This is a genomic window from Massilia sp. CT11-137 (assembly GCF_047302885.1).
GTDB lineage: Bacteria > Pseudomonadota > Gammaproteobacteria > Burkholderiales > Burkholderiaceae_D > Telluria > Telluria orientalis.
Genome location: NZ_JBKYMP010000002.1, coordinates 2,638,516 through 2,665,056, shown reverse-complemented (window position 1 = coordinate 2,665,056; position 26,541 = coordinate 2,638,516). Strand labels below are relative to the sequence as shown.

At 68.1% G+C, this 26,541-nt stretch carries 25 protein-coding genes and 1 pseudogene; 14 read left to right on the top strand and 12 right to left on the bottom strand.

Features of this window, described 5'->3' with window-relative positions; genetic code table 11:
* Window positions 1-283: 283 nt before the first annotated feature.
* Entirely contained in the window at window positions 284-2,467 is a 2,184-nt protein-coding gene (locus ACEN98_RS28655; protein WP_413388266.1) for a TonB-dependent receptor plug domain-containing protein, read from the bottom strand.
* 191 nt (window positions 2,468-2,658) lie between these two features.
* Here ACEN98_RS28655 and asd point away from each other — a divergent pair, with 191 nt between their 5' ends.
* A complete protein-coding gene (asd, locus tag ACEN98_RS28650; RefSeq protein ID WP_413388265.1) occupies window positions 2,659-3,510 on the top strand; it encodes an archaetidylserine decarboxylase in 852 nt (283 codons plus the stop codon).
* Window positions 3,511-3,566: 56 nt separating this feature from the next.
* A complete protein-coding gene (locus ACEN98_RS28645) occupies window positions 3,567-4,133 on the top strand; it encodes a DUF7010 family protein (RefSeq protein WP_413388264.1) in 567 nt (188 codons plus the stop codon).
* 3 nt (window positions 4,134-4,136) lie between these two features.
* On the opposite strand, the gene ACEN98_RS28640 is transcribed toward ACEN98_RS28645, so the two are convergent.
* Complete coding sequence (locus tag ACEN98_RS28640; RefSeq protein ID WP_413340037.1) at window positions 4,137-5,048, bottom strand: LysR substrate-binding domain-containing protein; 912 nt, start codon at window positions 5,046-5,048, stop codon at window positions 4,137-4,139.
* A gap of 105 nt (window positions 5,049-5,153) precedes the next feature.
* On the opposite strand from ACEN98_RS28640, the gene ACEN98_RS28635 reads away from it, so the two are divergent.
* The 3 genes from ACEN98_RS28635 (at window position 5,154) to ACEN98_RS28625 (ending at window position 7,264) form a co-directional block, all read left to right on the top strand.
* Entirely contained in the window at window positions 5,154-5,747 is a 594-nt protein-coding gene (locus ACEN98_RS28635) for an FMN-dependent NADH-azoreductase (RefSeq protein ID WP_413340035.1), read from the top strand.
* Between the two features lie 28 nt (window positions 5,748-5,775).
* The gene (locus ACEN98_RS28630; RefSeq protein WP_413388263.1) at window positions 5,776-6,669 is read left to right on the top strand and encodes a pirin family protein; all 894 of its coding nucleotides are present in this window, start codon (window positions 5,776-5,778) and stop codon (window positions 6,667-6,669) included.
* Window positions 6,670-6,778: 109 nt separating this feature from the next.
* On the top strand, window positions 6,779-7,264 hold the full coding sequence (locus tag ACEN98_RS28625; protein ID WP_413388262.1) for a hypothetical protein: 486 nt from the start codon (window positions 6,779-6,781) through the stop codon (window positions 7,262-7,264).
* On the opposite strand, the gene ACEN98_RS28620 is transcribed toward ACEN98_RS28625, so the two are convergent.
* Window positions 7,233-8,381, bottom strand: coding sequence for an acyltransferase family protein (locus ACEN98_RS28620; protein ID WP_413388261.1), 1,149 nt, complete (start codon window positions 8,379-8,381; stop codon window positions 7,233-7,235). The two genes, ACEN98_RS28625 and ACEN98_RS28620, sit on opposite strands and share 32 nt — an antisense overlap.
* Window positions 8,382-8,472: 91 nt before the next feature.
* Between ACEN98_RS28620 and ACEN98_RS28615 the strand changes: the two genes are divergently transcribed.
* Together ACEN98_RS28615 and ACEN98_RS28610 are read left to right on the top strand one after the other, a co-directional pair.
* Complete coding sequence (locus tag ACEN98_RS28615) at window positions 8,473-9,447, top strand: succinylglutamate desuccinylase/aspartoacylase family protein (protein WP_413388260.1); 975 nt, start codon at window positions 8,473-8,475, stop codon at window positions 9,445-9,447.
* Between the two features lie 68 nt (window positions 9,448-9,515).
* Window positions 9,516-10,127, top strand: a complete 612-nt coding sequence (locus tag ACEN98_RS28610; protein WP_413388259.1) for a LysE family transporter — start codon at window positions 9,516-9,518, stop codon at window positions 10,125-10,127.
* A 27-nt stretch (window positions 10,128-10,154) separates the two neighbouring features.
* Here ACEN98_RS28610 and ACEN98_RS28605 read toward each other — a convergent pair.
* From ACEN98_RS28605 to ACEN98_RS28590, 4 genes and pseudogenes are all read right to left on the bottom strand, one after another.
* Window positions 10,155-10,379 (bottom strand): annotated as a pseudogene (locus ACEN98_RS28605) (lipid-A-disaccharide synthase N-terminal domain-containing protein); the annotation flags it as partial.
* A complete protein-coding gene (locus tag ACEN98_RS28600; RefSeq protein WP_413388258.1) occupies window positions 10,372-11,235 on the bottom strand; it encodes a phosphatase PAP2 family protein in 864 nt (287 codons plus the stop codon). The gene ACEN98_RS28600 and the pseudogene ACEN98_RS28605, both read right to left, overlap by 8 nt.
* A gap of 4 nt (window positions 11,236-11,239) precedes the next feature.
* On the bottom strand, window positions 11,240-12,838 hold the full coding sequence (locus tag ACEN98_RS28595) for an ArnT family glycosyltransferase (protein WP_413388257.1): 1,599 nt from the start codon (window positions 12,836-12,838) through the stop codon (window positions 11,240-11,242).
* The gene (locus ACEN98_RS28590; RefSeq protein ID WP_413388256.1) at window positions 12,835-13,875 is read right to left on the bottom strand and encodes a glycosyltransferase family 2 protein; all 1,041 of its coding nucleotides are present in this window, start codon (window positions 13,873-13,875) and stop codon (window positions 12,835-12,837) included. The genes ACEN98_RS28595 and ACEN98_RS28590 overlap by 4 nt, the downstream gene beginning before the upstream one ends.
* 205 nt (window positions 13,876-14,080) lie before the next feature.
* Between ACEN98_RS28590 and ACEN98_RS28585 the strand changes: the two genes are divergently transcribed.
* Complete coding sequence (locus ACEN98_RS28585) at window positions 14,081-14,848, top strand: substrate-binding periplasmic protein (protein WP_413388255.1); 768 nt, start codon at window positions 14,081-14,083, stop codon at window positions 14,846-14,848.
* Between the two features lie 18 nt (window positions 14,849-14,866).
* Here the strand turns inward: ACEN98_RS28585 and sugE are convergent, their stop codons facing one another.
* A complete protein-coding gene (gene sugE / locus ACEN98_RS28580) occupies window positions 14,867-15,187 on the bottom strand; it encodes a quaternary ammonium compound efflux SMR transporter SugE (protein WP_056131479.1) in 321 nt (106 codons plus the stop codon).
* Window positions 15,188-15,349: 162 nt separating this feature from the next.
* Between sugE and ACEN98_RS28575 the strand changes: the two genes are divergently transcribed.
* The 4 genes from ACEN98_RS28575 (at window position 15,350) to ACEN98_RS28560 (ending at window position 21,028) form a co-directional block, all read left to right on the top strand.
* Entirely contained in the window at window positions 15,350-16,414 is a 1,065-nt protein-coding gene (locus ACEN98_RS28575) for an alkene reductase (protein WP_413388254.1), read from the top strand.
* 195 nt (window positions 16,415-16,609) lie between these two features.
* Window positions 16,610-19,273: an aminopeptidase N gene (gene pepN / locus ACEN98_RS28570; protein ID WP_413388253.1), complete on the top strand. Its 2,664-nt coding sequence runs from the start codon at window positions 16,610-16,612 to the stop codon at window positions 19,271-19,273.
* A gap of 2 nt (window positions 19,274-19,275) precedes the next feature.
* Window positions 19,276-20,094 (top strand): hypothetical protein, encoded by an 819-nt coding sequence (locus tag ACEN98_RS28565; protein ID WP_413388252.1) that lies wholly within the window; start codon window positions 19,276-19,278, stop codon window positions 20,092-20,094.
* A 72-nt stretch (window positions 20,095-20,166) separates the two neighbouring features.
* Window positions 20,167-21,028 (top strand): IS5 family transposase gene (locus ACEN98_RS28560; protein ID WP_413388251.1). Its coding sequence is split into 2 segments (ribosomal slippage): window positions 20,167-20,522 and window positions 20,521-21,028, totalling 864 coding nucleotides; the frame shifts between segments, so codons are not numbered across the junction.
* Here ACEN98_RS28560 and ACEN98_RS28555 read toward each other — a convergent pair.
* Window positions 20,985-21,422 (bottom strand): hypothetical protein, encoded by a 438-nt coding sequence (locus ACEN98_RS28555; protein WP_413388250.1) that lies wholly within the window; start codon window positions 21,420-21,422, stop codon window positions 20,985-20,987. The genes ACEN98_RS28560 and ACEN98_RS28555 overlap by 44 nt on opposite strands.
* Window positions 21,423-21,543: 121 nt before the next feature.
* Between ACEN98_RS28555 and ACEN98_RS28550 the strand changes: the two genes are divergently transcribed.
* Window positions 21,544-22,410, top strand: coding sequence for an endonuclease/exonuclease/phosphatase family protein (locus ACEN98_RS28550; RefSeq protein ID WP_413388249.1), 867 nt, complete (start codon window positions 21,544-21,546; stop codon window positions 22,408-22,410).
* 358 nt (window positions 22,411-22,768) lie between these two features.
* Window positions 22,769-22,936: a hypothetical protein gene (locus ACEN98_RS28545; protein ID WP_413388248.1), complete on the top strand. Its 168-nt coding sequence runs from the start codon at window positions 22,769-22,771 to the stop codon at window positions 22,934-22,936.
* A 29-nt stretch (window positions 22,937-22,965) separates the two neighbouring features.
* Here the strand turns inward: ACEN98_RS28545 and ACEN98_RS28540 are convergent, their stop codons facing one another.
* The 3 genes from ACEN98_RS28540 to fusA form a co-directional block, all read right to left on the bottom strand.
* A complete protein-coding gene (locus ACEN98_RS28540; protein WP_413388247.1) occupies window positions 22,966-23,334 on the bottom strand; it encodes a hypothetical protein in 369 nt (122 codons plus the stop codon).
* 177 nt (window positions 23,335-23,511) lie between these two features.
* Entirely contained in the window at window positions 23,512-24,342 is an 831-nt protein-coding gene (locus tag ACEN98_RS28535; protein WP_413388246.1) for an aldo/keto reductase, read from the bottom strand.
* Entirely contained in the window at window positions 24,339-26,447 is a 2,109-nt protein-coding gene (gene fusA / locus ACEN98_RS28530) for an elongation factor G (protein WP_413388245.1), read from the bottom strand. The genes ACEN98_RS28535 and fusA overlap by 4 nt, the downstream gene beginning before the upstream one ends.
* Window positions 26,448-26,541 lie beyond the last annotated feature (94 nt).

Below are 26,541 nucleotides of genomic sequence, written 5' to 3'. Positions count from 1 at the left end.
CACAGCAAATATCTCCTTATAGTAATTTTTGGGCATTGCCTTGTATGCTGCCGGCTCGTATGGATCACATTCCAGCCGGCGGGAATGTCGCGTAAGTCATCGCCGCTCGACCATCGGAGCAGCGCGACAACGTTATCGCATAAATACAATGTTACGAGAAAGGATTGCCAACAATCCTATGCGGATTTTGTATGGTGGTATAACGATTGCGGATAGATCGGGATAGGCGTCCGGCCCGGCGTGGCCGGGCCGGTACGCGATGCTGCGGCGCGTCGGTGCGGGATCAGAACTTCATTTCGAGCGTCGCGCGCACGCTGCGGTACAGCGGCGTGATGGTGCGCGTCGACTGCGTGCCGTTGCCGGCCAGGACGTAGCTGCTTTCGCTGATATAGTCCTGCGCGAGCAGGTTCGCGGTGGCGACGCGCAGTTGCAGCTTCGGGTCGAATTTCCACAGCGTGTACAGGTCGAGGTCGCGGCGCACGGACTGGTAGCTGATCTGGTTCGCCGAGACGCGCACCTGGCCGCCGTTCTTGAACACGTACGAGCCGCCCACGGTCAGCGGTCCGCGCTTGTAATCGGCACCCAGCGTGGCCGAGACCGGCGTCTGCGCGTCCAGGCGGTTGTTCGGCCCCGGCACGGAGTCGACGGTCGACCAGTTGCGCGACAGGCTCGCGCGCAGGTCGAGCGCCTCTTTCGTGTCGATCAGGGCCTTCAGCGGGAATTTCGCTTCCAGTTCCAGACCGTGGGTACGTGCCTGGCCCGCGTTGGATGGCGTCGACACCCAGCGCGTGCCGTCGAACAGTACCTGGTTGCGCGTGTAGTCGTCGATGCGCCGGCTCGATACGCTCGCCGACAGCAGCGCGCCCTCGGCCCAGTAATGCTCGTACGACGCGTCGATGCCCAGCGCCAGCTCGGGCTTCAGGTTCGGGTTGCCGATGAAATCCGGCTCCGTCTGGCTATTGTTGACGGACGTGAAGCGGTGCGGGATGAGGCTCTGCAGGCCCGGCGCCTTGTACGTGCGCGTGACGGCGAAGCGGACTTGATCCCCCTTCGTGTCGGGCAGCTTGTACAGCGTCTGCATCAGCGGGCTCCACACGGTCGAGCGCGAGTGCGCCGTCGCGAACGTGTTGCCTTCGGTTCTCGTCTGGATGCCTTCCCAGCGCGCGCCCAGGTACACGGACCAGCGCGGCGTCACGTTCCACTCGTCCTGCGTGTAGACCGCCAGCCGGGCGACGTGGGCATTGTAGATTTCGTCGCCGCCGGGCAGCGCGACGTCGGGCCGGAAATAGTCGCGGTCGCGCCGGGCATCGTCGCGCGTCGAATAGCCGCCGTCCCAGCCGAACGCGAGCGCGTGGCCTTGCCAACTGGCGCTTGTGTATTTGCCCATCGAACTGATGCCGCGGTCGGTGCCGGCCGAGAAGATGACCTCGTGCAGCGCTGGGGAGGCCGGGTTGCCGCTGCCCGTGCGATACGTCGCGTTGGCAAGGGCGCCGTACAGCCCGCTCAGCTTGGCGTCCAGCTTGCCGCCGCCCGCGAACTTGTGCACCCAGTTCAGCTCTTCGCGGAAGAAGCGGTTGTCGTTGCTCATCGTCTGGTCCAGCGCGGGATACGCGGCGAGCGGGCCGAGCCGGGTCGTCAAACGCCCCTCGGACGCGTTCTGGAACCGGTTGATGTTGAAGAACGTCTGCGACGTCAGCGTGTCGCCGTTGTCGAAGCTCCAGTTCAGGCGCGGGCTCAGGTTGAAGGCCGTGAACCGGGCGGCGTCGGACTGGCCGCCCAGGCGCAGGCCGTCGAGGCGGCCGGCCGTGTCGAGATGCCGTTCGACGGTCGCCGGCTCGCGCCAGAAGTGCGAGCGCGACAGGTTCGCCGCCAGCGAATACGACAGCTTGCCGGCGCGGTCCGACAGCTGCAGGTTAAAGGACGGATTCGCCACGTCATGCCCGTGGCCATAGCCCGCCTTCAGTTCGCGCTGGGCCGTTTTCACCGTCTTCTTGAGGACGATGTTGATCGTGCCGGCGATCGATTGCGTGGAGAATTCCGCGCTCGCCGCGCGCAGCACTTCGATGCGTTCGATGACGTCCGGCGCCAGCGAATCGATGGAAAACCCGGCCGGCGCGCGCTCGCCGTTGAGCAGCACCTGCGTGTAGCCGGCGCCGAGCCCGCGCATGCGGATCTCGCCGCCCCGTCCGCCACCCGTCCCGCTGACGGTCACGCCCGGCACGCGCTTCAGCACGTCGAGCACGCTCGTGTCGCCGTACTTGACGATCTCGTCGTGATTGACGACGATCTTGCTGGCGGTGTCGTCGCGGCGCGGATCATAGGCGTCGGCCGCGCCTTTGACCTCGACTTGCTGGATCTTGTCGTCCTTGGCGAGCGGTGCCGAAGGTTGTTGGGCGTGGGCGATGCACGGGGCGGCGATGGCGGCGATGGCGGCGGCCAGCAAGGTCAGGCGGAATGGCGTTTTCACGGTATGCATGTCAGAATGGCAAAAGAGACCGGCCGCCATTGTCCGACAGATCGCCGGCCTTTTGTTGCTTTTGCGTAAATATTTTTGATATGCATTGGCGCGCGGCCGGCCCTGCGGGCCGCCCGCCCGTGGTTTTGCCTTAGAGAACATCCGTGCCGCTATAATGGCGCGTCTTCATATCGAGGTTCACCGTGTCCGATCGCCTGAAAGTCCTGCCCCAGTACCTGTTGCCGAAACGGCGCCTCACGACGTTTGCCGGCCGCGTGGCCGGTGCCAATGGCGGCACGGTGACGACGCGGCTGATCCGCTGGTTCGTCGCGAAGTACGGCGTGAACATGCTGGAGGCCGAGAATCCCGACATCACGAGCTACAAGAGTTTCAACGAATTCTTTACCCGTCCGCTGAAAGCCGGCGTGCGTCCGCTGGCCGAGGCCGACTTCGTCTGCCCCGTCGACGGCGCCATCAGCCAGTTCGGCGCGATCGACGATCACCACATCCTGCAGGCCAAGGGCCACCGCTTCACGACGACGGAACTGGTCGGCGGCGACGCGTCCCTCGCCAAGCAGTTCCAGCACGGCTGCTTCGCCAACCTGTACCTGTCGCCGAAGGATTACCACCGCCTGCACATGCCGTGCGACGGCAAGCTGACCCGGATGATCTACGTGCCGGGCGCCCTGTTCTCCGTGAACCCGACGACCGCGCGCGGCGTGCCGAACCTGTTCGCGCGCAACGAGCGCGTCGTGTGTGTGTTCGAATCGCCGGAACACGGCACGTTCGTGCTGGTGCTCGTGGGCGCGACGATCGTCGGCAGCATGGCCACCGTGTGGCACGGCGTCGTGAATCCGACGCGCCTGCAGAAGGTGACGGAGTGGACTTACACGGACCGCGACATCGTCCTGAAAAAGGGCGAAGAGATGGGCCGCTTCCTGCTCGGCTCGACGATCGTCATGCTGTTCCGCCCCGACACGATCCGCTTCAACCCGGACTGGGCGCCGGAACGCGCCGTGCGCCTGGGCGAATTGATGGGCAACCGGCCGGCCTGATTGTACTGACAAGTTTTTCGTGGCAGCATGGACGCCTTATTTCATGGAGGCAAGCCATGCAGGACACCCTTACCGTCGCCGGCGCCCAGCAGGACATGCGCACGGCTTACCTGGGCGGCGCGCCCGGCCTGTTCGTGTCGGGCACCGTCTGGACCATCGCCGGTCTCGTCTGCCTGTGGAAGTCGCCGCAGGACGCCGTCTGGGCCCTGTACGCGGGCGGCGTGCTGATTCATCCCGTGTCGTCCCTGCTGACCCGCCTGCTGGGGCGCTCCGGCAAGCACGCCGCGGGCAATCCGCTCGGCATGCTCGCCTTCGCGACCACGATCTGGATGATCATGATGCTCGCCCTCGCCTACGGCATCTCCCTGTGGCGCATCGAGCTGTTCTTCCCCGCGATGCTGTTCGTCATCGGCGGGCGCTACCTGACGTTCGCCACGCTATTCGGCACGAAGCTGTTCTGGGTGTGCGGCGCCGTGCTGGCGCTGGCGGGCTACGGCCTGGCCGCCCTGCATGCGCCGCCGGCGGTGGGCGCATTCGCCGGCGGCGCCATCGAGATCGTGTTCGGCGTCATCGTGCTGGCCGCCCTGCGCGGGACGAGGGAGACGTTGCGCGTATCGGCCTGACGCTTATTCGGACTTGTTCCGGTCCTTGCAGAACACCTCGTCCAGCATATCGAGGAACGCCCGCGTCTTCGCGGGCATCAGCCGGCGGCCCGGGAACACGGCCCAGCCCGTCGAGCCCGGCAAATCCCAGTCCGGCAGCACGCGCACCAGTTCTCCCTTCCTGACGTGCTTGGCCACGATGAAATCCGTGCTCGCCGCGATGCCGGCCCCGCTGCACGCGATCTTCGCCAGCAACTGCGGCGAATTGGCCGTCAGGCGCGCCGTCAACTCCTTTTCCCAACGCACCTTGCCGCGCTGCAGAATCCACGGTACGGCACCGCCGGACCGGCTGAGGATGCACAGCAGGTCATGCTGCAGCAGATCGTCCGGATGCTCGGGCAGGCCCCGCCGCGCGAGGTAGGACGGCGCCGCGTACAGGCCGAACTGCTGGATCGCGACGCGGCGCGCGGCCAGCGTGGAATCCTCGGGCAGGTCGCCCATGCGGATCGCGATGTCGAAGTTTTCCGCGACGAGGTCCACGCGCCGTGGCGACAGGTCCAGTTCCAGCGACACGGCCGGATAGCGGTCCATGAACTGCGGAATCATGTCGGCCATGACGACATTGGCGAAATCCTGCGGCATCGAGATGCGCAGCTTGCCGCTGGGCGCCGCCTGGCGGTGCTGGGCCAGCGCGCCGGCCGCCTCCACCTCTTCCGCCACCTTGCGCGCGTGCTCCAGCAGGCTCGCGCCGAACTCCGTCAGCATCAGGCGCCGCGTCGTCCGCTGCAGCAGGCGCTCGCCCACGCTCGCCTCCAGCATCGCGATGCGGCGCGATACGGTCGACTTCGGCAAATCGAGGCGCTGCGCGGCCATGCTGAAGCTGCCCGCCTCGACGATACGGGCGAACAGCAGCAGGTCGTTCGGTTCGACGTCCATATGATTGTTCCACTCGTTGAATAATGTTATCCATTCTAACGTCTACCGCACGATATTTGGAACCGTTAAAGTGTCCATATCGAAACGCAAACCAAGGAAGACACCATGAACATCCTGCAGATCAATTCCAGCCTCCGCGGCACCCAATCCGAATCGACCCGCGTGGCCAATGCGATCGTCGCCAAAGTGGCCGCCGCCAATCCGGGCGCGACCGTCACGGTGCGCGACCTGGGCGCGAACCCGCATCCGGTGCTGGACGAAGCAGCGCTGGGAGCCCTGTTCACCCCGGCCGACCAGCGCACCGCCGACCAGGCTGCCCGCGTGGCCCTGGACGACGCGCTGATCGCCGAAGCGCAGGCCGCCGACGTGATCGTGCTCGGCGCCCCAATGTACAACTTCGGTATGCCGATCCAGCTGAAAGCCTGGTTCGACGCCATCGCCCGCGCCGGCGTCACCTTCCGCTACACGGAAAGCGGTCCGGAAGGCCTGCTGAAGAACAAGAAGGTGGTCGTGGCCACGGCGCGCGGCGGCATCTACCCGCTTGACGCCGATCCGCAAGTCCCGCACATCCGCATGCTGCTGAACTTCCTGGGCCTGACGGACCACCAGTTCATCTACTCGGCGGGCCTGGCGATGGGTCCGGAGGCGGCGGCGAAAGGCCAGGCCGAAGCGGACGCCGCGGTCGCAGCACTGGCATAAATCATTAACATTGCGTCGAGGAGAGATCATGACCCAGCAAGTGCAAACCCAGGCCGTGGCCACCAGCCGCGGCGTCGAACGCCTCGTCGGCGGCCAGTTCGTGATGGATGGCGCAGGCGTCAAGATCAACCGCGTCCTGACGCAACCGCTGCAGCGCCGCCTCGACCCGTTCCTGATGCTGGACGCGTTCGGCAGCGACAAGGCGGGCGACTACATCGCCGGCTTCCCGGAGCACCCGCACCGCGGCTTCGAGACCGTCACCTACATGCTGACCGGGAACATGCGCCACCGCGACAGCGCCGGCCATGAAGGCGCGATCACGAACGGCGGCGTGCAGTGGATGACGGCCGGCCGCGGCGTGATCCACTCGGAAATGCCGGAGCAGAACGAAGGCCTGATGGAAGGGTTCCAGCTGTGGCTCAACCTGGCCGCCAGGGACAAGATGAGCGCGCCGTGGTACCGCGACATTCCCGCCGAAGCCGTGCCCCGCTTCACCCTGGACTCGGGCGCGACCGTGCAGGTGATCGCCGGCAGCTCCCACGGCGTCGCCGGCGCCGTGCAGCGCGAGGTGACGGAACCGCTGTACCTGGACATCGAGTTGCCTGCCGGCGCCACGTTCGAGCAGGCGCTGCCGGCCGGGCACAACGCGTTCCTGTACGTGTTCCGGGGCGAGGTCGTCGTCGAGGGTAAAGCCGTGCCGCAGGCCCGCATGGCGATCCTCGACAACGCCAAGGCCGCCGACGGCGTGCGCATCAAGGCGTCGCAACCGTCGCGCCTGCTGCTGATCGCGGGCCGGCCGCTGAACGAGCCGATCGCACAATACGGCCCGTTCGTGATGAACACGCAGGCCGAGGTGTTCCAGGCCGTCGAGGATTTCCGTAACGGGAAATTCACGGACAGCACGGCGGCTTCGGCGGCGTAAGCGCTCGAGCTGGTTTTGCGCGCGGGCGAGCGACCTGGGGTCCGCTCCCCGCGCATTTCCTTTTCTTGGTCTACACTAGCGCGCATTGCCCGATTGACGTTCGCTAACGATGCCGCTTCTCCCCGTCCTGTCGTCCCTGCTGTCCCGCGCCAGCCGCGCCCTCGGCCTGGAAAGCGTCGACGCCTTCCCGCCCGGCCACCGCTATTCCCACACGCGCTGGGACCGCGCCTATTTCGACATCGCTTCCGACCTCTCGGCGGACCAGATGGAGACGGCGATCTGCGAAGCCATCACGAACACCCCCACCGTCTTCGCCCACATCACCCATCCGACCCCGCGCATGCAGCGCGCGCTGCTGGCCATCATCCACGCGCGCCTGCGCCGCGGCGGCACGGCGCCGACGGACCTCGTCGCGATGCTGATCGACGCCTGCGACAGCCCGCGCACGCCGGAAGCCCTGCCCGGCCTGCGCGCGGCGCTGGCGTCCACGGACGGCTACGACCCGTCGATGCGCATCGCCCACCTGCAAGCCTGGCTGGCCGACATGCCGGCCGCCTTCGACGTCATCGAAGCGCCGGTGCGGGTGCGGGGCTGAGTGCCGCATCCCAGCGTGCGCGCAGGCGCATGAACGGCGCCTCGACGATGACGTACAACAGCCCCCCGGCCGCCAGCGATGCCGCCATGCATGCGGCGACCGTGATCGCCTCCTCCGCCCCGTGGCCCGCCTGCGCCAGCCGTTGCGCGACGAGGATGCTGACGGATTTGTGCGTCAGGTAGATTGCGTACGACCACAACGCGAGGCCGGCCGCGCCCGGCACGCGCACGCGGTGCAGCAGGGAATGCGGCGCCAGCGCGGCCAGGATCAGCAGGGCAAAACCGAGGGCGAGCAGCGGGTAGCCGGCGACCGTCTGCGCAAATCCATAGTGATCGTCAAGAAACCATGCAAACGCGACACCGATGACGGCGGCCCCGGCCGCGAGCAGCGCATCGCCGTACGCAAGCAAGCGGCGCCACAACCCGGGCGCGCGATGCTTCAGCAGCGCGAGCGCCACGCCCGCCAGCAATTCGTCGGCGCGGCACCAGCTCGAGTAATAGATGTACTGGTAGTAGTAACCGAGTCGGTTAGGTGCATTCTCGCCGTCCTGCCAGATCGTCGCGCGGGCCAGCATGCCGCCCGCGACGGCCAACAGCAATGCGCCCCACGCCCAGCGCTGCCGCACGCCACCTTGCCCCAGTGCGGCACCGAGGATGGCGGCCGCCGGCAACAGCATGTAGAACTGCTCTTCGATGCACAGCGACCACGCGTGCGAAAACGCGGTGCCCGGCTGCAGATGGATGTTTTGCGTGAACGTCAGGTATTGCCACAGCGGGAGCATCGGCGTGTCGCCGCGCCACGCCGGCCACAGCGCGTACAGGGCCAGCACGGCCCAGAAATTGGGAAGCGTGCGCAGCAGCCGCCGCACGTAGAACCGGCCGAGTCCGAACCCGCTGGCGGAACCGAGCGCCGCCAAGATCTGGTTGCCGATCAGGTAGCCGGACAGCGCGAAGAACAGGTCGACGCCCGCCCAGCCCATCGTCCCGACCCAGCCGAACGTGGGCGCGTCGCTGACGAACAGCGTGTAGTGGTGCAGCACGACGAGCGTGACCGCAAGGGCGCGCAAGGTGTCGAGGCCGTGGATGCGGGACGCAGTCCCCGTATTGACGCCGTCCATGCTGACATTCTTCTACGAAAACCACGGATGATGCCATGGGCGGGGCCGGCACGCTACAATGCCGGCATTCTTTTTTCCTGGAACACGACGCATGATCCCCGCCAGCCAGCTGCACTTCAAGTCCGTCAACTACACCGGCCAGGGCCCCGGTCCGAAAGTCATCATCATGGGTGCCACGCACGGCAACGAAAAGTGCGGCACCCAGGCCATCCAGCGGATCATGGCGGAGATCGACGCCGGTACACTCCCCATCGTCAACGGCAGCGTGACCTTCGTCCCCATCGTGAACCCGAAGGCGTATGCGCAGAACACGCGCTCGGGCGACCGCAACCTGAACCGCGACCTGTCGCCGAAAGCGGAGCCGCACGACTTCGAAGACCACGTCGCCAACTGGCTGTGCCCGCTGCTGGCGCAGCACGACGTGCTGCTCGACCTGCACTCGTTCAACGCCGCGCACGGCGAACCGTTCGTGATGGTCGGCCCGCTCGACAACGACGGTCCGCTGGAGCCCTTCACGCACATGCGCGCCGAACGCGCTCTGGCACGCCGCCTGGGCGTGCGCCGCTTCGTCACGGGCTGGATGGCCGCGTACGGCGGGGGCGTCCAGCGCCGCTCGCGCGGCAACGCGCAGGAACTGCAAACGGTGCTGCGCTACGGCATGGGTACGACTGAATACATGCGCAGCACGGGCGGCTACGCGCTGACGCTCGAATGCGGCCAGCACCTCGACCCGCGCGCGCCGGACGTCGCGTACACCGCGATCATGAACACCCTCGCCTTCCTGAAAATCATCGACGCACCGGAACCGGAACCGATCCCGTTCGAACAGATGGAAGCGCTGCAGATGGTCGTCGTGCACGACAAGCTCGACGCCGGCGACCAGTTCACGCGCCAGTGGGCCAGCTTCGACCCCGTCGCGGAAGGCGAACAGATCGGCGTGCGCGCGGACGGCTCGCCCGTCGTCGCGGAATTCGCGGGCCGCATCCTGTTCCCGGACGTGAACGCCCAGCCGAACCACGAGTGGTACTACCTGACGCGTCCGAATCCCGCGTTCGGGCGCGAGTGATGTCGAGGTCTGCGGACTGACGCGGACGGTGCTACGATGTCCGGCACCGTCCACGCCGCCTTCAGACCATGACGTCCAACACCTTGTTCCTCATCCTCGGCATCCACGCGCTGGCGCTGATCTCACCGGGCCCCGACTTCGCCGTCGTGACCCGCACCGCCATCGTCTCCGGGCGCCGCGCCGGCCTGTGGGCCGCCGCCGGCGTCGCGACGGCGATCGGCATCTACGTCCTCATCTCGGTCCTCGGCATGTCGCTCGTGCTGGCCGCGCTGCCGGGCCTGTCGCGCATCCTGGCCGTCGTCGGCGCGCTGTACCTCGCCTGGCTCGGCATCCAGTGCCTGCGTTCCCGCGGCCAGTTGCCCGAGGCGCAGGCGGCCCAGGCCGGCCACAAGGCGTTCGTCAGCGGCTTCCTCACCAACCTCCTGAATCCGAAGGCCATGCTGTACTTCGGCTCGGTGCTGTCCCAGGCATTGAAGCCGGACCTGGCCACGGCCGACGTCGCCCTGCTCTGGACGCTGCTCGTCGCCGAGTCGCTGCTGTGGTTCGCGCTCGTCGCGCTGCTGTTCTCGTCGCGCCCCGTGCTGGCGTGGCTGCGCGCGCGCCTCGTCTGGCTCGACCGGACGGTGGGCGCCATACTGCTCGTGCTGGCCGCCAAGGTCTCCCTGCTCGCCGTGCGCTGAGCGCCGGATCAGCCGCAGGTTGCGCAGGTAGATCGCGACGCCGAGGCCCTGCCCGGCGACGAACACGGGATCGCGCCGGTGCAGTGCATAGGCGAGCAGCAAGAGCGCGCCGGCGATGCTCAGGTACCAGAACGACACGGGGATCACGCTGCGGCGGTTGCGCTCGCTGGCCAGCCACTGGATGACGAACCGCCCCATGAACACGGCCTGTCCGCCGAAGCCCAGCAGCAGCCACCCATCTACCTCAGCCATCCTGCCTCCTTCTCTGGACCCGCTGGACGAGCCGGACCAGGCCGATCTTCGGCGGCCACCAGCGCAGCTGCGGCGCGCGGATCGGCGGTGCTCGGGACAGGCAACCGATGTCCCAGGCGCCCCAGGCGACGCACGCGACCGCGAGCAGGCGCTGTGCCGGCAGGATCGCCGGAATGCCGATGTGGCGACTGACCACGAGGCTCGCCGCGACGGCCATCAGCAGCGCGCCGGCGAGCTTGCCGGCCGGTCCCGCCGTCTGCCATGGTCCGTGCCGGCTGGCCTGCAGCGCGAGGCCGCACCACGCGCCCAGCCAGCCGCCCAGCATGCCCCACAACACGTCCAGCGGCCAGTGCACGCCGACCATGATGCGCGACACCCCGACGAGACTGGCCAGCACGAGCAGCAGGCCGCGCCACAGCCGCCGGCCGCGCACGCCCATCGCCCAGATGCCGGCCAGCGCGAACGCGGCCGCAGCGTGGCCGGACGGGAACGACACGCGGCGGTAGGCCGGTCCGGCCTGGTGAAACGCGCCGCCCGCGAACACGGACAACGGACGCGGCACGTCGACGAACTCCTTCGTGACCTGGGTCCACAGGCCCGCCACGATGGCCGCCAGCAGCGCGGCCCAAAAGAGGCGCGGCGCGCGCCGGATCCAGGGCAGCACGAGCGCGAGCGCCACCGCGCCATCGCCCAGCATCGTCAGGTGGAACCACACGAGGTCGCCGACGGCCTGGCCGGTCCGGTTCAGCCACAGGAACAGCGCACGGTTGGTGTCCGTGGCGAGGATGCCGGCCACCAGCGCCAGCGCGACGGCGGGCGGAAGCCAAGTCCAGGGCGAGCGCAGCGAGACGGGCATCGCCTCACCCTTCCACGCGCACCAGCAGCACGCCGCCTTCGCGGTACAGCACGCGGACGGGCGACGGCAAACCGTCCAGCGCGTCGCTGCGCGTGAGGATGACGTCGCCCGGGCCCGGCGCGTCCGTCGCGGGCGTGACGGCGCCGCGGTAGACGGAAAAGCTGGGCACGTTGATGCGCCAGCTGCGCACGGGCCAGCCGGCATGCCGGGCCAGCAGCGCGGCCCGCTTGACGGGGCCCTGCTGCAGCTCGGCCGCGGCGGGCAGCAGCAGGCCGCCGATGGCGTACGAACAGGCCAGCGCCGCCGCGACGAGGCGGGGCCACGGGCCGCCCGTGCGCGGCCGTCCGGGCCACAGCATCAGCAGCACCACACTAGCGAGCAGCGCGACCGCCTGCGCATGCCAGGCCGGGCCAAGGACGTCGGTCCGCGCCAGCGCGTCGCGCACATAGGCGTTGCGCGCGCCCGGTGCGGCAAGGCGCAGTGCGGACGGCAGGGCCGCGACGGCGCCGCCCAGCACCAGCGCCGGCAACAGTGCCGCCACGCGGCTGCGCAGCGTGTGGCGCCGGCGCGCCATCAGGATGAACAGCGGCGTCGCGCCGTACAGCAGGTAATGCGTTAGCTTGGTGCCCGCCAGCGTGAAGAAGCCGAACACGAACAGGAACCAGCACCACAGCAGGGTGTCGAGCGGTGTCGCGCGCAGCCGCCGCATGCCGGGAAGCGTGGCGAGCAGGAGACCCGTGTACGGCAGCACGAGCAGCAGCAACGCCGGCAGGTAGAAGAAGGGACTGCCCGCGTGCCCTTGCAACGGCACGAGGAAGCGTTCGACATTGTGGCGCATAAAAAAGCCGGCCAGGAACGCATCGCCCCGGGCCGCGTATTCCAGCGCATACCAGGGCCCCGCGACGGCGAGCAGGATCAGCCAGCCGGCCGGGTCGCGCACCGCGCGCCACCAGCCGGCCATCCGTCGCTGCAGCCCGAACGCGAGCAGGCTGGCCGCAGCCGGCACGAGCAGCGCGACCGGTCCCTTCGTCAGCACGCCGAGCGCGATCCAGAAGAATGCGCGGCGGCGCCAGCGCGGCCGCGGGTCGACGAGCTCGCGGTAGACGTCGAACAGCGCCAGCGCGAGAAACAGGTTCAGCAGCGCATCGGCGATCGCGCCCCGGCCGATCACGACGACGCCCGCGCTCGTGGCCGCGATGAACGCGGCGGCGCGGCCCGTGTCGCGGTCGACAACGCGGCGCGTGAACGTGTGAATCGCGGCGATCCACGCCGTGGCCGCGAGCGCGGACGGCAGCCGCAGCGCGAATTCGTCCAGGCCGAACAGGCGCACGGACGCGGCCTGCAGCCAGTAGATGAGAATCGGCTTGTCGAAGCGCGGCTGGCCGTTCAGCCACGTCGACACGTAGTCGCCGCGCACCAGCATTTCCCGCGTCGCTTCGCCGAACGCCCCCTCGTCCACGTCGAACAGCGGGATCGCGCCCAGGTTGTAAAACAGCCCAAGCCACACGGCCGCCGCGAGCAGGACCGGCCATGCCCATGCCGCCAACAGGGCGCGCGCCCCGGACGGGGGCACCGGTACCGTTTGACCACGCGCCGCGCTCATGGCCGCTCCCGTGCCGTACGCGGCCGCTGGTGGGACGGCAGGTCCTCGCCGCTGCCGCCGACCGTCTCGCGCACGAGATAGGCCGGCGCACCGCCCGCTTCGAACCAGGTCCGGGCCACCATTTCGGTGAGGATGCCAGTGCAGACGAATTGCGCCCCGATCACCACGAGCAGGATGGCCAGCAGGAGCAGCGGGCGCCCCGCGATGGCGGCGCCCTCGCCCAGCTTCTGCCACGCCAGCCACCCCAGTGCGGCGAGCCCGGCGCCGCCGCATCCGAGCCCGATGCGCCCGAAGAAGTAACCCGGGCTGGCGCGGAAGCGCACGAAGAACGCCATCGTGAGCAGGTCCAGCAAGACTTTCACGGCGCGCCCGAGGCCGTACGCGCCGTATTTCGAGCGGCCGTGACGGCGCGGGAAGTGACTCACCTCTTCCTCGCGGATGCGGTCCGGCGACGTGAGGGTCGCCATCCAGCTCGGGATGAAGCGGTGCATCTCGCCGTACAGGCGCACCTGGCGCAGCACGGCGGCACGGTAGACCTTCAGCGTGCAGCCGTAGTCGTGCAGCGGCACGCCCGTCAGCAGGCCGATCAGCCGGTTGCCCAGCCGCGACGGCAGGCGCCGCCACAGACCGTCGCGGCGCGCGCGGCGCCAGCCGACGAGGAGGTCGAGGTCTTCGTCGAGCAGGCGGCGCACCATGCGCACGATGTCGTGGGGATTGTTCTGCAGGTCGCCATCCAGCGTGGCGATGACGGTACCGCGCGCGAGATCGATGCCGGCCTGCATGGCGGCCGTCTGGCCGAAGCCGCGGCGCAGGATCGCGCCGCTCAAGTGCCGGGGCCCTGCGGCGACGGCCTCGCGGATGCGTTCGCTGGTACGGTCGCGGCTGCCATCGTCGACGAGGATCAGTTGCCACGGCCACGGCGCGCCCGCCAGCGCGGCCTGGACCTGGGTCACCAGCGGCAGCACGTTGTCTTCCTCGTCGCGCAGCGGCACGACGATTGAGAGCGAATGGCCCGCCCCGGATCCCGGCTCACGCATGGCGAACTCCGTGCCGGCCGGCGTGTGCAACCGGGCCCGGCTTCGCGATGAAGTCCATCATTCCATCTCCTTGTCGATGCCGGCCGCGGCGGGCTGGCAGCGGTATCTTCGCGCGCGGCCGCGATGCGGAGACGATTCAGGTCAAACGTGCGCGGATCGTGCGACAATCGGCAGTCTCGCAAGATCTCGACAGAACGACATGCGAATGGAGAATTACCCAAGGACAGTGCGGTGCGCGGTGATCGCATGCGCGCTCGCCGCGGGCCCGGCGGCACGGGCGCTGGAGGTTCGCGTCGCCTCCCAGGAAGTGCTGGAACCGAAGTGGCTACGCGCAGGCGGACGCGTCACCGGCATCTGTCCGGACATCATGGCGGCCATCCAGAAGATCGAACCACGCCTGCGCTTCACCGGCTACCAGCACACCAGCCGTTCGCTGTCCGGCATCGAAACGGGACTGGAGACGGGCACGCTGGATGCCGCCTGCGGCCTCGTGTCGTCGGCACGCCGGCTCGGCATCGGGCAGCCGGTGGGCAAGCCGATCTACCAGGTCCGTCATTACCTCGTGGTACGCAGGAACGATCCGGTGACGATCGAATCGGAGGAAGACCTCGCGCGGCTGGGCGACCTCGTCACGACGCAGCGCGCCTCGGTGTTCACGGAACGCCTGGTCGCGGCCGGTGTGCGGATCGATGATGCGACCGACGACAACCGCGCGAACCTGCGCAAGATCCTGGCGGGCCACGGCCGCTTTGCCTACGTCAACGACCTCACGCTGCACTACCTGATCCGCCAGGAAGGGCTGGAAAACCGCGTGCGCGTGCTGCCGGTCGTGCTGGCCGACGAGCCGACGTATTTCTGGGTCAGCCGCAGGGCCGCGCCCGCGCTCGCGCCGCTGCTGGGCGCGGCCCTCGACAAGCTGAAGACCAGCGGCGAACTGGACCGCATCTACGCACGCTGGGCCGGCACGCCCTGATGTTGCCCCAGACTCTGATCAGGCCGGCGTCAGCAATTTGAGGCCGACGATGCCGGCCGCGATGAGACCGATCGACAGCAGCCGCAGCGCACCGGCCGGCTCGCCCAGCAGCACCATGCCGGCCACCGCCGTGCCGATCGTGCCGATGCCGGTCCAGACCGCGTAGGCGGTACCGAGCGGCAAAGTCCGCAGCGCCAGGCCGAGCATGCCGACGCTGCCCGCCATCGTGGCGAGCGTAAACACGGATGGCCACAGGCGCGTGAATCCGGCCGTGTACTTGAGTCCGACCGCCCACGCGACTTCCAGCAGGCCGGCCACGGCCAGGTAGATCCAGCTCATCGATTGCTCCTGCCCGACGAAAAACCGGCCAGTATAGCAGGGGTCCCGCGATGCCGCCCCGGCACGGCGAAATCGAGCCGTCCTCTGCAGGATTTCCGACCCTGCTTTAAGATGCCCTCTTGCGCCGCACGAACGCGGCGGATCAACGAAACAGGAGTACCGATGACGACTTTGTTTGACCCGATCAAGGTCGGCAGCCTCGAGCTGCCGAACCGCATCATCATGGCGCCGCTGACCCGCTCGCGCGCCGTGGGCACCGGCCGCGTGCCGAACGCCCTGATGGCCGAATACTACGTACAGCGTGCCTCGGCCGGTCTGATCCTGTCGGAAGCGACCTCGGTGACCCCGATGGGCGTGGGCTATGCCGACACCCCGGGCATCTGGTCCGACGAACAGGTCGAAGGCTGGAAGCAGGTCACCGCCGCCGTGCATGCCGCAGGCGGCCGCATCTTCCTGCAGCTGTGGCACGTGGGCCGCATCTCCGACCCGCTCTTCCTGGACGGCGAGCTGCCGGTCGCGCCGTCGGCCATCCAGCCGAAAGGCACCGTCAGCCTCGTGCGCCCCGTGAAGCCGTACGTCACCCCGCGCGCGCTGACGCTCGAGGAGATCCCCGCCATCGTCGCCGCCTACCGCAAGGGCGCGGAGAACGCGAAGAAGGCCGGCTTCGACGGCGTCGAGATCCACGGCGCCAACGGCTATCTGCTCGACCAGTTCCTGCAAGACAGCACCAACCAGCGCACGGATGCGTATGGCGGCTCGATCGAGAATCGTGCCCGCCTGATGCTGGAAGTGACGGATGCGTGCATCGAGGTGTGGGGCGCCGACCGCGTCGGCATGCACCTGGCCCCGCGTCGCGATGCCCACGACATGGGCGACTCCACGCCGCTGGACACGTTCGGCTACGTGGCCCGCGAGCTCGGCCAGCGCGGCATCGCGTTCATCTGCGCGCGCGAAGCGATCGGCGCGGATCGCCTCGGCCCGCAGCTGAAAAAGATCTTCGGCGGCGTCTACATCGCCAACGAAAAGCTGACGAAGGAAAGTGCCGAGCAATTGCTGACGAGCGGAGACGCGGATGCGGTCGCCTTCGGCCAGTGGTTCATCGCGAACCCGGACCTGCCGGAGCGCCTGAAGCGCAATGCGCCGCTGAACGCGCCGCGTCCGGACAAGTTCTATGCCCCGACCGCCGAAGGCTATACGGACTATCCGGCCCTGCAGGCCAACGGCTGACGTCGCCTTGATGTGCGGACGGACGCCCTGTTCGTCCGAACATCTTCCTCCTTTCTCATGCATATATCGCGGTAAAAAAACCTTCATTCGCAGGCGTCACCGATACGAATACTATTGCTGACATGATATTCTTGTGAGATTCCTACGGGCCGTGGCCACAAGCCGCGGCCTTCGTTCAGCCTCGCAAGGAGTCCCGTGAAGACCTGCCACCCCCGCCTGATGCCGCTCGCCGTCGCCACCGCGCTGGCGTTTGCCTCTACCCCTTTTGTCCACGCCGCCCCAGGCAAAGCGAACAGCGCGGCGCGTGCCGACAACGCCTACCTGTCGCAACTCGACGCGGCCGCCCGCTCGGCGCGCGTGTCCAACGTCGACTACCTGCTCGATTTCACGCTCACCGGCAAGGAGACGTTCAGCGGTACGACGACCCTGGCGTTCGACCTGAAGGATGCGGACAGCCCGCTCACCGTCGACCTCGACAAGGCCACGATCAAGTCGCTGACCGTCAACGGCAAGACCGTCACGCCGCGCTACAACGGCTGGTTCATCACGCTGCCCGCCCAGGATCTGGTCAAGGGCCGCAACACCGTCGTCGTCGCCTACGAACGCCCCCACAGCACGAACGGCGAAGGCCTGCACCGCATGGTCGATCCCGTCGATGGCCGCGTCTACACGTATTCGCATTTCGAACCGGCCGCCGCGCACCAGATGTTCGCCGTGTTCGACCAGCCCGACCTGAAGGCCACATACCAGGTGACCGTGAGCGTCCCGGCCGACTGGCAGGTGATCTCGACGACGCGCGAGACGAACGTCGCCCCGGCCGGCGACCTGCGCCGCTGGACGTTCGCGAAGACCAGGAAGCTGAGCCCGTACAATTTCTCGATGCACGCCGGTCCCTACAAGATGTGGGAAGACACGAGCGGCAAATACCCGATGCGCCTGTTCGCGCGCCAGTCGGTCGCCGCGCAGGTCAAGCCGGCCGAATGGTTCAAGTACACGAAGGCCGGCCTCGCGTTCTTCGACGATTACTTCGGCATTCCCTACCAGTTCGAGAAGTACGACCAGGTGCTCGTGCCGGACTTCCTGTATGGCGCGATGGAAAACGCCGCCGCGATCACGTTCGCCGAGCGCGGCTTCATGTACAAGGCCGACATGACGGCCGAACAGCGCGCGCGCCTCGCCTACGTCATCATGCACGAGATGGCGCACCAGTGGTTCGGCGACCTCGTCACGATGCAGTGGTGGAACGGCCTGTGGCTGAACGAAAGCTTCGCGTCGTTCATGGGCACGCTGGCGACGGCCGAGGCCACGGAGTTCAAGGACGCGTGGCGCGCCTTTTATTCGGAAGGCAAGCAGCGCGCCTACGCGCAGGACCAGCGCACCACCACGCACCCGATCGAAGTCCCGGTGCCGTCGACCCGGAACGCGTTCGACAACATCGACAACATCACGTATTCCAAAGGCGCGTCGACCCTGATGCAGCTGCGCCACCTGCTGGGCGCCGACGTGTTCCGCAAGGGCGTGCACAACTACCTCGTCAAATACCAGTACCGCAACGCGAAGCTGGACGACTTCATCGGCAGCCTCGGCCAGGCCGCCGGCCGCGACCTGACGGGCTGGACGAAGGAATGGCTGTACCAGCCGGGCGTCAACACGATCGCCGCCGACTACACCTGCAACGCCGGCAAGGTCACCGGCTTCACGCTCACCCAGACCGCGCAGAGCAAGGCCCTGCCGACCCTGCGCGAACAACGCGTGCAGGTCGCCGCGTTCCGCCTGGACGGCAAGGAGTACAAGCTCGAACGCAACGTCGCCGTCACGTACAAGGGTGCGAAAACGCCGGTCCCGGCCATGAACGGCGCGGCCTGCCCGGACCTCGTCTACCCGAACTACGACGACTGGGGCTTTGTGAAGGTCCAGCTCGATCCGCGCTCGTTCGACAGCGCACGCAGCCACCTGGCCTTTGTTGCCGACCCGTTGCTGCGCGCCATGCTGTGGCAAAGCCTGTGGGACGGCGTCCGCGACGGCAAGCTTGCCCTCAACGACTTCCTGTCCACGGCACTCAACAATGCGCCGCAGGAAAAAGACTACACACTGCTCGGCGACGTGCTCGGCAAGGTCCTCGGCGCGAAGCGCTATCTCGACCTGATGGATCCGCAGGCCGCATACGCCCAGGCGGTCACCCGCCAGCTGGAAGACATGGCCTGGACCAGCACCCTCGCAAGCAAGGGCGACGACAACTTCCAGCGCCGCTGGTTCGGCACCTATGTCGACGTCGCCAGCTCGCCGGACGCGCTGCGCCGCCTCGCCGCCCTCCTCGACGGCAAGGAACAGGTCGACGGCCTGGCGATCAACCAGGATCTGCGCTGGGCGATCATCGGCCGCCTGAACCGCTACAACTACCCCGGCGCCGCCGCCCTGATCGACGCCGAGCAGGCGCGCGACAAGTCCGACGCCGGCCAGGCCGCCGCCCTGGCGGCCGTCGTCAGCCGGCCCGATCCGGCCGTCAAGACCGAATGGCTGGACACCGTGCACGACCTGCAGACGAAGCTGCCGTTCTCGAAGGTGCGCACGGCGATGGAGCACCTGTACCCGGCCGAACAGCACGGCCTGGGCGAGCAGACGGCAGGCGCGCGTCTTGCACGCCTGCCGCAGCTCGACAAGACGGCCGGTCCTGTCTTCATGCGCGCCTACGGTCCGGCACTGATCCCGGCCGGCTGCACGCCGGCCAGCGTCCAGCGCCTGCAAGCGGCGGCCGACGCCGGCAAGGACCTGTCCGCCGGCACCCGCCGCGCCCTCGTCGACGCGGTGGAGGACGCGCAGCGCTGCGTCACCATCAAGCAGGCGATGACCGCGCACTGACCATGCGGAACGGCGCATACACGCTGCCCAACGCCACGTTCGACGCGCGCCGGCGCGGCGTGCTGGCGTTCACGTGCGCCGCCCACCTGCTGGCGCTGTTCCTGTGGACGCAGGAACGGCGCCTCCTTCCCGTCCGCCCGTCCCGGGCCGTGACGATCCTCCTGCAAACCGACCGTGCCCAGCCTGCGCGGCCGCCGCTGGACGCGGACATGCACCTGCTGCCCGTGCCGCCGATGCCGGCCGCGCCACCCATCGCCGCGCCCGCGATGCAGCCCGAACCCGCGCACCGTGCCGACGACGACGATCTACAGCACGCCACCCGGCGCGACCGGCATGCCGACATACGTGCCGACGCACCTGCCGACGCCGCGCCCGCCGCCGCACCACCGGCGCCGGACACCCTCGCGCCCAACCCCATCGACACGGCCCAGCCGGTCGCCCCGAACACGGACGCGCGCGCCGCGCAAGGCGGCTTTGTGGCCGGTCTCGCGAAGCAGCAGGCTGGGCGCGTCGACCGTGAACTTCGCAAGGGTAAATCGGGCGTGCCGACCGAAGCCGATACCCCGGCGGCCCGTTTCCAGCGCGGGGTCGAGTCCGCCTACATCGACCGCACGCTGACCTGGCAGTCGGACACCTATACGTCGCCGGACGGCGTGGTCATCTACCGCTTCCGCCAGGGCAATCGCGTGCGCTGCCGCCGCGCCGGCGGCGTCGGCATGCCCCTTGCCGGGATGCCGGGCACCGGCTCGATCACGGCGGCAAGCGCGGGCGCCGCCGGCGCCACCGACTGCCCCAAGGGCGTCGTGTGGAACCAGGACTGATGATCGTCGCCGCACTGCCCTAGGGTCTGTCTGACTGAGTGAACGAAATTTTGTTTGGTTGGTCAGATGGCGATGAGCCGAACTGATCTAACTGAACAGCAATGGCGGCAGCTGGAGCCACATTTGCCGCCCAATCCACGTCACGGTCATGCGTATGTCGGGCATCGACATGTGATCAACGGGATCTTGTGGCGATTGCGAACTGGCGCGCCCTGGCGCGACATTCCGCCTCGCTACGGTCCCTGGCAGACCTGCTACGACAGGTTTGTGCGCTGGTCGCGCAACGGTACATGGCACCGCCTTCTCAAGATCATGCAAGCGGCAGCGGATGCGTCTGGCCGCATCGACTGGGATGGCGCTGCGCTTGACGCGACCCATGTGAAGGCGCAACGAAGTGCGGCCGGCGCCCGGAAGACGCTTCCTTCGTCAGAAAAAAGGGGATGTAACTGACGAGTGGCTGGGACATTCGCGTGGTGGCCTCACCAGCAAAATCCATCTCTGCGTAGACGGGCATGGCTTGCCTTTATCTTTCGTAGTCACAGCCGGGCAATGCAGCGACGCGGCGAACATCGGCACCGTCCTTGATGCCATCTCCGTGCCCCGATCGGGACGAGGGCGTCCGCGCAAACGCCCGACGTGCCTACGTGTCGACCGGGCATATGGCGCGCGTCATTATCGGCGAGAGATCCAGCAGCGGGGAATTCGCTGCGTCTGCCCGGAACGACTCGATGCACAGAAAAACCGGCTGCGCAAAGGGCGTCGGGGCGGATCGCCACCGCGCTTCGACGCTGAAGCGTACAAGGGGCGTAACGTCGTCGAGCGCGCCATCAACCGATTAAAAGACTTCCGCGCCGTCGCAACGCGATACGATAAACGCGGCCATAACTTCTTCACCGCCGTGCTTGTGGCGACAATTGTTTTATGGCTGCTCTGAGGTCAGTCAGACACGCCCTAGCGCCGTGCCGACCTGGCCGGCCTGTCGCCGCTTCCTCCTTCCTCGCCATTGCCCGGCTGTTCCGGCGCGCGGCACAGCTCGGCCATCCGTTCCCATGCCCCTTCGGCCTGGCAATGCAGGGGGCATACGCCTGCAGCGCCTTGGACAGGTCGATCGGCTTCATCCCGTTGACCCGGACGTTGTTGTTCACCTTGATGCACATGACGTCCTGCCACGCCGCCGAGTAATTGCGGGGGATGGGTACCGGCCCACGCAACCTGCGTGCTGCCGTTTCACACGCGTCCTGCTTCAGGTACTGCCCCCGCAGGTTGGCCTGGTCGAGCGTCACGTCCAGGCCCTGCTGCAGGTACAACAGAAGAATCATCGTGTACATCGTCGCCCCTCCGTCATTTGCATAGACCGTACGCCATTCCGGCAGTTCGCTGCGCACACCTGAGCTGGATCAGTCCGCGGCATCGGTGCCGCGCTAGCCTGACGATCTCGAAAGGACGGCCATGCTCACACTGATTACCTGGAACATACAATGCGCCCGCACGCCGGACGACGGCGCCGACCTCGACCGCGTCGTCGACCGCGTGCTGGCGTTCGGTGCCCGCTTCGACATCCTGCTGCTGCAGGAAGTCGGCTGCGGCCTGCCCGCGCGCGACGGCCGCCCCATCGGCGACCAGTTCGCGGGGCTCGCCCGGCGCCTCGACCACCTGCACGCCGCGTCCGCGTTCGCCCTCGACGCGTGCAACCCGGACGGGTCCCCGCGCCGCCTCGGCTGCATGACGTTCGCGCGCGGCCACATCGTCCACGTGCGCCGCCACGCCCTGCCCTGGCCGTCCGATCCCGGGGTGCCGGCGATGCCCCGCGCCGCCCTCGAGACCGTCGTCGCGACGGCGGACGGCATGCTGCGCGTGCTGAACGTCCACCTCGAATATTTTTCCGCGCGCCAGCGCATGGCCCAGGTCGGTCACCTGCGCGAGCTCCAGGCGGAAGCGCTCGCGCACGCGGGCGCCGCCGGCGCGCCGGCGGCGCCGCCCGACGGTCCGGGCGGCGTCCCGTTCGCGCCGCTGCCGCATCCCGCCGCCGCCGTGCTCGCCGGCGACTTCAACATGGTGCCCGGTTCGGATGGCCACGCGCGCCTGCTGGCGCCCGGGCCGGACGGTGGCGCCCTGTGGCGCGACGCCTGGGAACTGGCGCATCCCGGCGAACCGCATGCGCCGACCGTGGGCCTGCACGACACCACGGCCGAACCGCCCCGCACGTTCGATTACGCCTGCGTCAGCCCCGCGCTGGCGCCACGGGTGCACACGGTCCGCGTCGATACGGCCGCGAGCGGATCCGACCACCAGCCGCTGCTGCTGGAGCTCGCATGAGCAGCCCGGCCGTAAAGACCATCCTGTGCGCGCGCCGACGTAGAATAGGCGGCACCGCAGCAACTGGAAGGACTTGTCTTGGATTGGGATTTCCCGCACCCGTTCACCCTGCCCCGCGTGCCCGAAGCGGCCGACATCGACGGGCTGAACCACACCAACAACGCCGTCTACGTCCGCTGGTGCGAACAGGCCGGGTGGGCCCACTCGGAGGCGCTGGGCCTGTCGCTGGACGATTACCGGCGCCTCGACCGCGCCATGGCGATCCGGCGCGGCGAATACGATTACCTGCTGCCGACCTTTGCCGGCGAGGCGCTCGTGCCCGGCACATGGCTCGTCGCGGGGGGACGCCAAGCTGGCAATGGAACGCCGTTTCCAGCTCGTGCGCGAACGCGACGGCGCGACGGTGCTGCGCGGCCGCTGGGACCTCGTGTGCATCGAACTGTCGAGCGGGCGCCCGCGCCGCATGCCGCAAGCGTTCCTGGACGCGTACATGACGGTGGTGGTGGACGCGCAGGCCGCGTCCTGACGCGCCGCGGGGCAGCGCCCGCGCGGACGTCAGCCGCCATTTCCCTTCTGTGCCCGCACGAGCCAGCGCAACGCGCCCCACAACAGCAGGATGGCGATTACCGACGAGGCCCCCAGCACCAGCAGCGTGAGGTCGTACCGGGCGTTGCCGAAGATCCAGGCACCGCCCGACACGACCGTGAAGATGTTCGCGAACACGAAGAATTTCGCGGCCGTCAGCAGGCAGTGCCGTGCCGCCCGGTCGCGGACGGCCGGGTCGGCGGACTCGAGGTCCCGTTCGAGCGCCTGCGACGCCGTACTGGCGCTTTCCAGATACCGGTAGATATAGCTTGCGACCACGCTGCTCGCCACGCCCACGAGGACGAGGACGATGTCCTTGGCTTCGATCTGGATGTTCATGGTCTCGGGTCCGTGGGTCCAGCGTCCGGCCGGCTGCCGTCGACGTTCGAGTGGAACGAGGCCGCAAGATTCCGTGCGCGCAGCCGCCAGGCCGATGCGATCAAGCGCCGCCGGCGCGCGCTGGCATCACTCGGCGTCGATGAGGGGCGCAGACCATGACGGCGCACTGAACCGCGGTCAGCGCATCGCCAGCGGCCGGCGCCGGCCCGGCGGCGGAAAGCCGGCGTCCAGCAGCGCCAGGTCGTCGGCCGTGAGTTGCGGCGCGAGGTCCAGCGCGGCGCGGTTGGCGCGCACGTGGGCCGGCTGCACGGCCTTCGGGATCGTGACGACGCCGTCCTGGCGCAGCAGCCACGCCAGCGCCACCTGGGCCGGCGTGACGCCATGGCGGCGCGCCACCTCGCCCAGTTGCGGACGGGTCAACAGCGGCCGCTGCTCGGCCGGCGTCGATTCCAGCGGCGAGTACGCCATCACGGGGATGCCGCGCGCGCGGCACCACGGCAGCAAATCCCATTCCATGCCGCGCTGGACCAGGTTGTACAACACCTGGTTCGCCGCGATGCCGGCACCGCCGGGCAGCGCGGCCGCTTCCAGCATGTCGTCCGTGTCGAAATTCGAGACGCCGTACGCGCGGATCTTGCCCTCGTCGCGCAGGCGCTCGAACGCCTCCAGCGTCTCCGCCAGCGGCACGCTGCCGCGCCAGTGCAGCAGATAGAGGTCGAGATGGTCCGTGCGCAGCCGGCGCAGGCTGCGCTCGCACGCGGCGCGCACGCCCGCGCGCGAGGCATTGTGCGGATAGACCTTGCTGACGAGGACAACGCCGTCGCGGCGGCCGGCGATGGCCGCGCCTACCACTTCCTCGGCACCGCCTTCGCCATACATCTCGGCCGTGTCGATCAGGGTCATGCCGAGATCGAGGCCGAGCCGCAGCGCGGCCACCTCGGCCGCGCGGGCGGACGGATCCTCGCCCATGTTCCAGGTGCCCTGGCCGAGGATCGGGAGCTGCATCATTTCGCCGCCCTGGCCGTCGCGATCTGGTCGAGGATGTGCTTCGGCACGGCGGCGTAGTGCTTGAACTCCATCGTGTACGTGGCCCGCCCCTGCGTCAGCGACCGCAGGGTCGTCGAGTAGCCGAACATTTCCGCCAGCGGCACGACCGCGTTGATCAGCTTCCCGCCGCCGCCCGGGATCTCGTCCATGCCCTGCACGACGCCGCGCCGCGTGGACAGGTCGCCCATCACGTTGCCCGTGAATTCCTCGGGCGTCTCGACCTCGACCTGCATCATCGGCTCGAGCAGTTCCGGCGACGCCTTGCGCATGGCGTCCTTGAACGCCATCGACGCGGCGACGCGGAACGCGTTCTCGTTCGAGTCCACGTCGTGGTACGAACCGAACGTCAGGGTCGCGCGCACGTCCACGACCGGATAGCCCGCCAGCACGCCGTTCGGCAGCGTCTCCTGGATGCCCTTGTCGACCGCGGGGATGAACTCGCGCGGCACGACGCCGCCCTTGATGGCGTCGACGAACTCGTAGCCCTTGCCCGGCTCGAGCGGTTCCAGCTTCAGCACGACGTGGCCGTACTGGCCCTTGCCGCCCGACTGCTTGACGAATTTGCCTTCGACGTTCTCGACGGCCTTCTGGATCGTCTCGCGGTACGCCACCTGCGGCTTGCCGACGGTCGCCTCGACGCCGAACTCGCGCTTCATGCGGTCGACGAGGATCTCCAGGTGCAGCTCGCCCATGCCGGACATGATCGTCTGGCCCGATTCCTCGTCCGTGCGCACGCGGAACGACGGGTCTTCCTGCGCGAGGCGCGACAGCGCGATGCCCATCTTTTCCTGGTCGGCCTTCGTCTTCGGCTCCACGGCCTGCGAGATCACGGGTTCCGGGAACGTCATCTTTTCCAGCACGATGACCTTGTCGGGGTCGGACAGCGTGTCGCCCGTCGTCACGCCCTTCAGGCCGACGGCCGCCGCGATGTCGCCCGCGAAGACCTCCTTGATCTCCTTGCGTTCGTTGGCGTGCATCTGCAGGATGCGGCCCAGGCGTTCCTTCTGGCCCTTGGTCGGGTTGTACACGGTGTCGCCCGAATTCACGACGCCCGAGTACACGCGGAAGAACGTCAGCTGGCCGACGAACGGGTCGGTCATGATCTTGAAGGCGAGCGCGGAGAACGGCTCGTCATCGGACGGATGGCGTTCCAGCGGCCTGTCGTCCTCGTCGTGGCCCGCGATCGCGGGCACGTCCACCGGCGACGGCAGGTATTCGATGACCGCGTCCAGCATCGCCTGCACGCCCTTGTTCTTGAACGCGGAGCCGGCCAGCATCGGCACGATCTCGCCCGCGATCGTGCGGGCGCGCAGCGCCGCCTTGAGCTCGTCTTCCGTCAGCGCCTCGCCGTTCAGGTATTTTTCCGTCAGCTCGGGCGTCGCCTCGGCGGCGGCCTCGATCATCGTCTCGCGCCATTTTTCCGCGACGGGCACGAGGTCGGCCGGGATGTCTTCGTAGCTGAAGCGCACGCCCTGGCTCGCGTCGTCCCAGCGGATCGCGCGCATCTTGACGAGGTCGATCACGCCCTCGAAGTGCTCTTCCGCGCCGAGCGGGATCTGGATCGGCACGGCGTTGCCCTTCAGGCGGTCCCTGATCTGCTGCTGGACGCGGAAGAAGTCGGCGCCCACGCGGTCCATCTTGTTGACGAACGCGATGCGCGGCACCTTGTACTTGTTGGCCTGGCGCCAGACGGTCTCGGACTGCGGCTGCACGCCGCCGACGGAATCGTAGACCATGACGGCGCCGTCGAGCACGCGCATCGAGCGCTCGACCTCGATCGTGAAGTCGACGTGGCCCGGCGTGTCGATGATGTTGATGCGGTGCTCGGCGAAGTTGCCGCCCATGCCCTTCCAGAAGGCCGTCGTCGCGGCCGAGGTGATCGTGATGCCGCGTTCCTGTTCCTGTTCCATCCAGTCCATCGTCGCCGCGCCGTTGTGCACTTCGCCGATCTTGTGATTCACCCCGGTGTAGAACAGGATGCGCTCCGTGGTGGTGGTCTTGCCGGCATCGATGTGGGCGCTGATGCCGATGTTGCGGTAACGCTCGATGGGGGTCTTACGGCTCATCACAATCTCCTGTGGATACGGAACGCCAATGTAAGTGCATATACCCCCACTTTCAAGGCCGGGCCGCGTGAACCGGTCTTAAGGCAGGGGGTAT

Bases quoted from the DNA above. Each gene is read 5' to 3' on its own strand.
- ACEN98_RS28645 (WP_413388264.1), top strand. From the start codon at position 3,567: ATGCAGGACACCCTTACCGTCGCCGGCGCCCAGCAGGACATGCGCACG.
- ACEN98_RS28640 (WP_413340037.1), bottom strand. From the start codon at position 5,048: ATGGACGTCGAACCGAACGACCTGCTGCTGTTCGCCCGTATCGTCGAG.
- ACEN98_RS28635 (WP_413340035.1), top strand. From the start codon at position 5,154: ATGAACATCCTGCAGATCAATTCCAGCCTCCGCGGCACCCAATCCGAA.
- ACEN98_RS28630 (WP_413388263.1), top strand. From the start codon at position 5,776: ATGACCCAGCAAGTGCAAACCCAGGCCGTGGCCACCAGCCGCGGCGTC.
- ACEN98_RS28625 (WP_413388262.1), top strand. From the start codon at position 6,779: ATGCCGCTTCTCCCCGTCCTGTCGTCCCTGCTGTCCCGCGCCAGCCGC.
- ACEN98_RS28620 (WP_413388261.1), bottom strand. From the start codon at position 8,381: ATGGACGGCGTCAATACGGGGACTGCGTCCCGCATCCACGGCCTCGAC.
- ACEN98_RS28615 (WP_413388260.1), top strand. From the start codon at position 8,473: ATGATCCCCGCCAGCCAGCTGCACTTCAAGTCCGTCAACTACACCGGC.
- ACEN98_RS28610 (WP_413388259.1), top strand. From the start codon at position 9,516: ATGACGTCCAACACCTTGTTCCTCATCCTCGGCATCCACGCGCTGGCG.
- ACEN98_RS28600 (WP_413388258.1), bottom strand. From the start codon at position 11,235: ATGCCCGTCTCGCTGCGCTCGCCCTGGACTTGGCTTCCGCCCGCCGTC.
- ACEN98_RS28595 (WP_413388257.1), bottom strand. From the start codon at position 12,838: ATGAGCGCGGCGCGTGGTCAAACGGTACCGGTGCCCCCGTCCGGGGCG.
- ACEN98_RS28590 (WP_413388256.1), bottom strand. From the start codon at position 13,875: ATGCGTGAGCCGGGATCCGGGGCGGGCCATTCGCTCTCAATCGTCGTG.
- ACEN98_RS28585 (WP_413388255.1), top strand. From the start codon at position 14,081: ATGGAGAATTACCCAAGGACAGTGCGGTGCGCGGTGATCGCATGCGCG.
- sugE (WP_056131479.1), bottom strand. From the start codon at position 15,187: ATGAGCTGGATCTACCTGGCCGTGGCCGGCCTGCTGGAAGTCGCGTGG.
- ACEN98_RS28575 (WP_413388254.1), top strand. From the start codon at position 15,350: ATGACGACTTTGTTTGACCCGATCAAGGTCGGCAGCCTCGAGCTGCCG.
- ACEN98_RS28565 (WP_413388252.1), top strand. From the start codon at position 19,276: ATGCGGAACGGCGCATACACGCTGCCCAACGCCACGTTCGACGCGCGC.
- ACEN98_RS28555 (WP_413388250.1), bottom strand. From the start codon at position 21,422: ATGTACACGATGATTCTTCTGTTGTACCTGCAGCAGGGCCTGGACGTG.
- ACEN98_RS28550 (WP_413388249.1), top strand. From the start codon at position 21,544: ATGCTCACACTGATTACCTGGAACATACAATGCGCCCGCACGCCGGAC.
- ACEN98_RS28545 (WP_413388248.1), top strand. From the start codon at position 22,769: ATGGAACGCCGTTTCCAGCTCGTGCGCGAACGCGACGGCGCGACGGTG.
- ACEN98_RS28540 (WP_413388247.1), bottom strand. From the start codon at position 23,334: ATGAACATCCAGATCGAAGCCAAGGACATCGTCCTCGTCCTCGTGGGC.
- ACEN98_RS28535 (WP_413388246.1), bottom strand. From the start codon at position 24,342: ATGATGCAGCTCCCGATCCTCGGCCAGGGCACCTGGAACATGGGCGAG.
- fusA (WP_413388245.1), bottom strand. From the start codon at position 26,447: ATGAGCCGTAAGACCCCCATCGAGCGTTACCGCAACATCGGCATCAGC.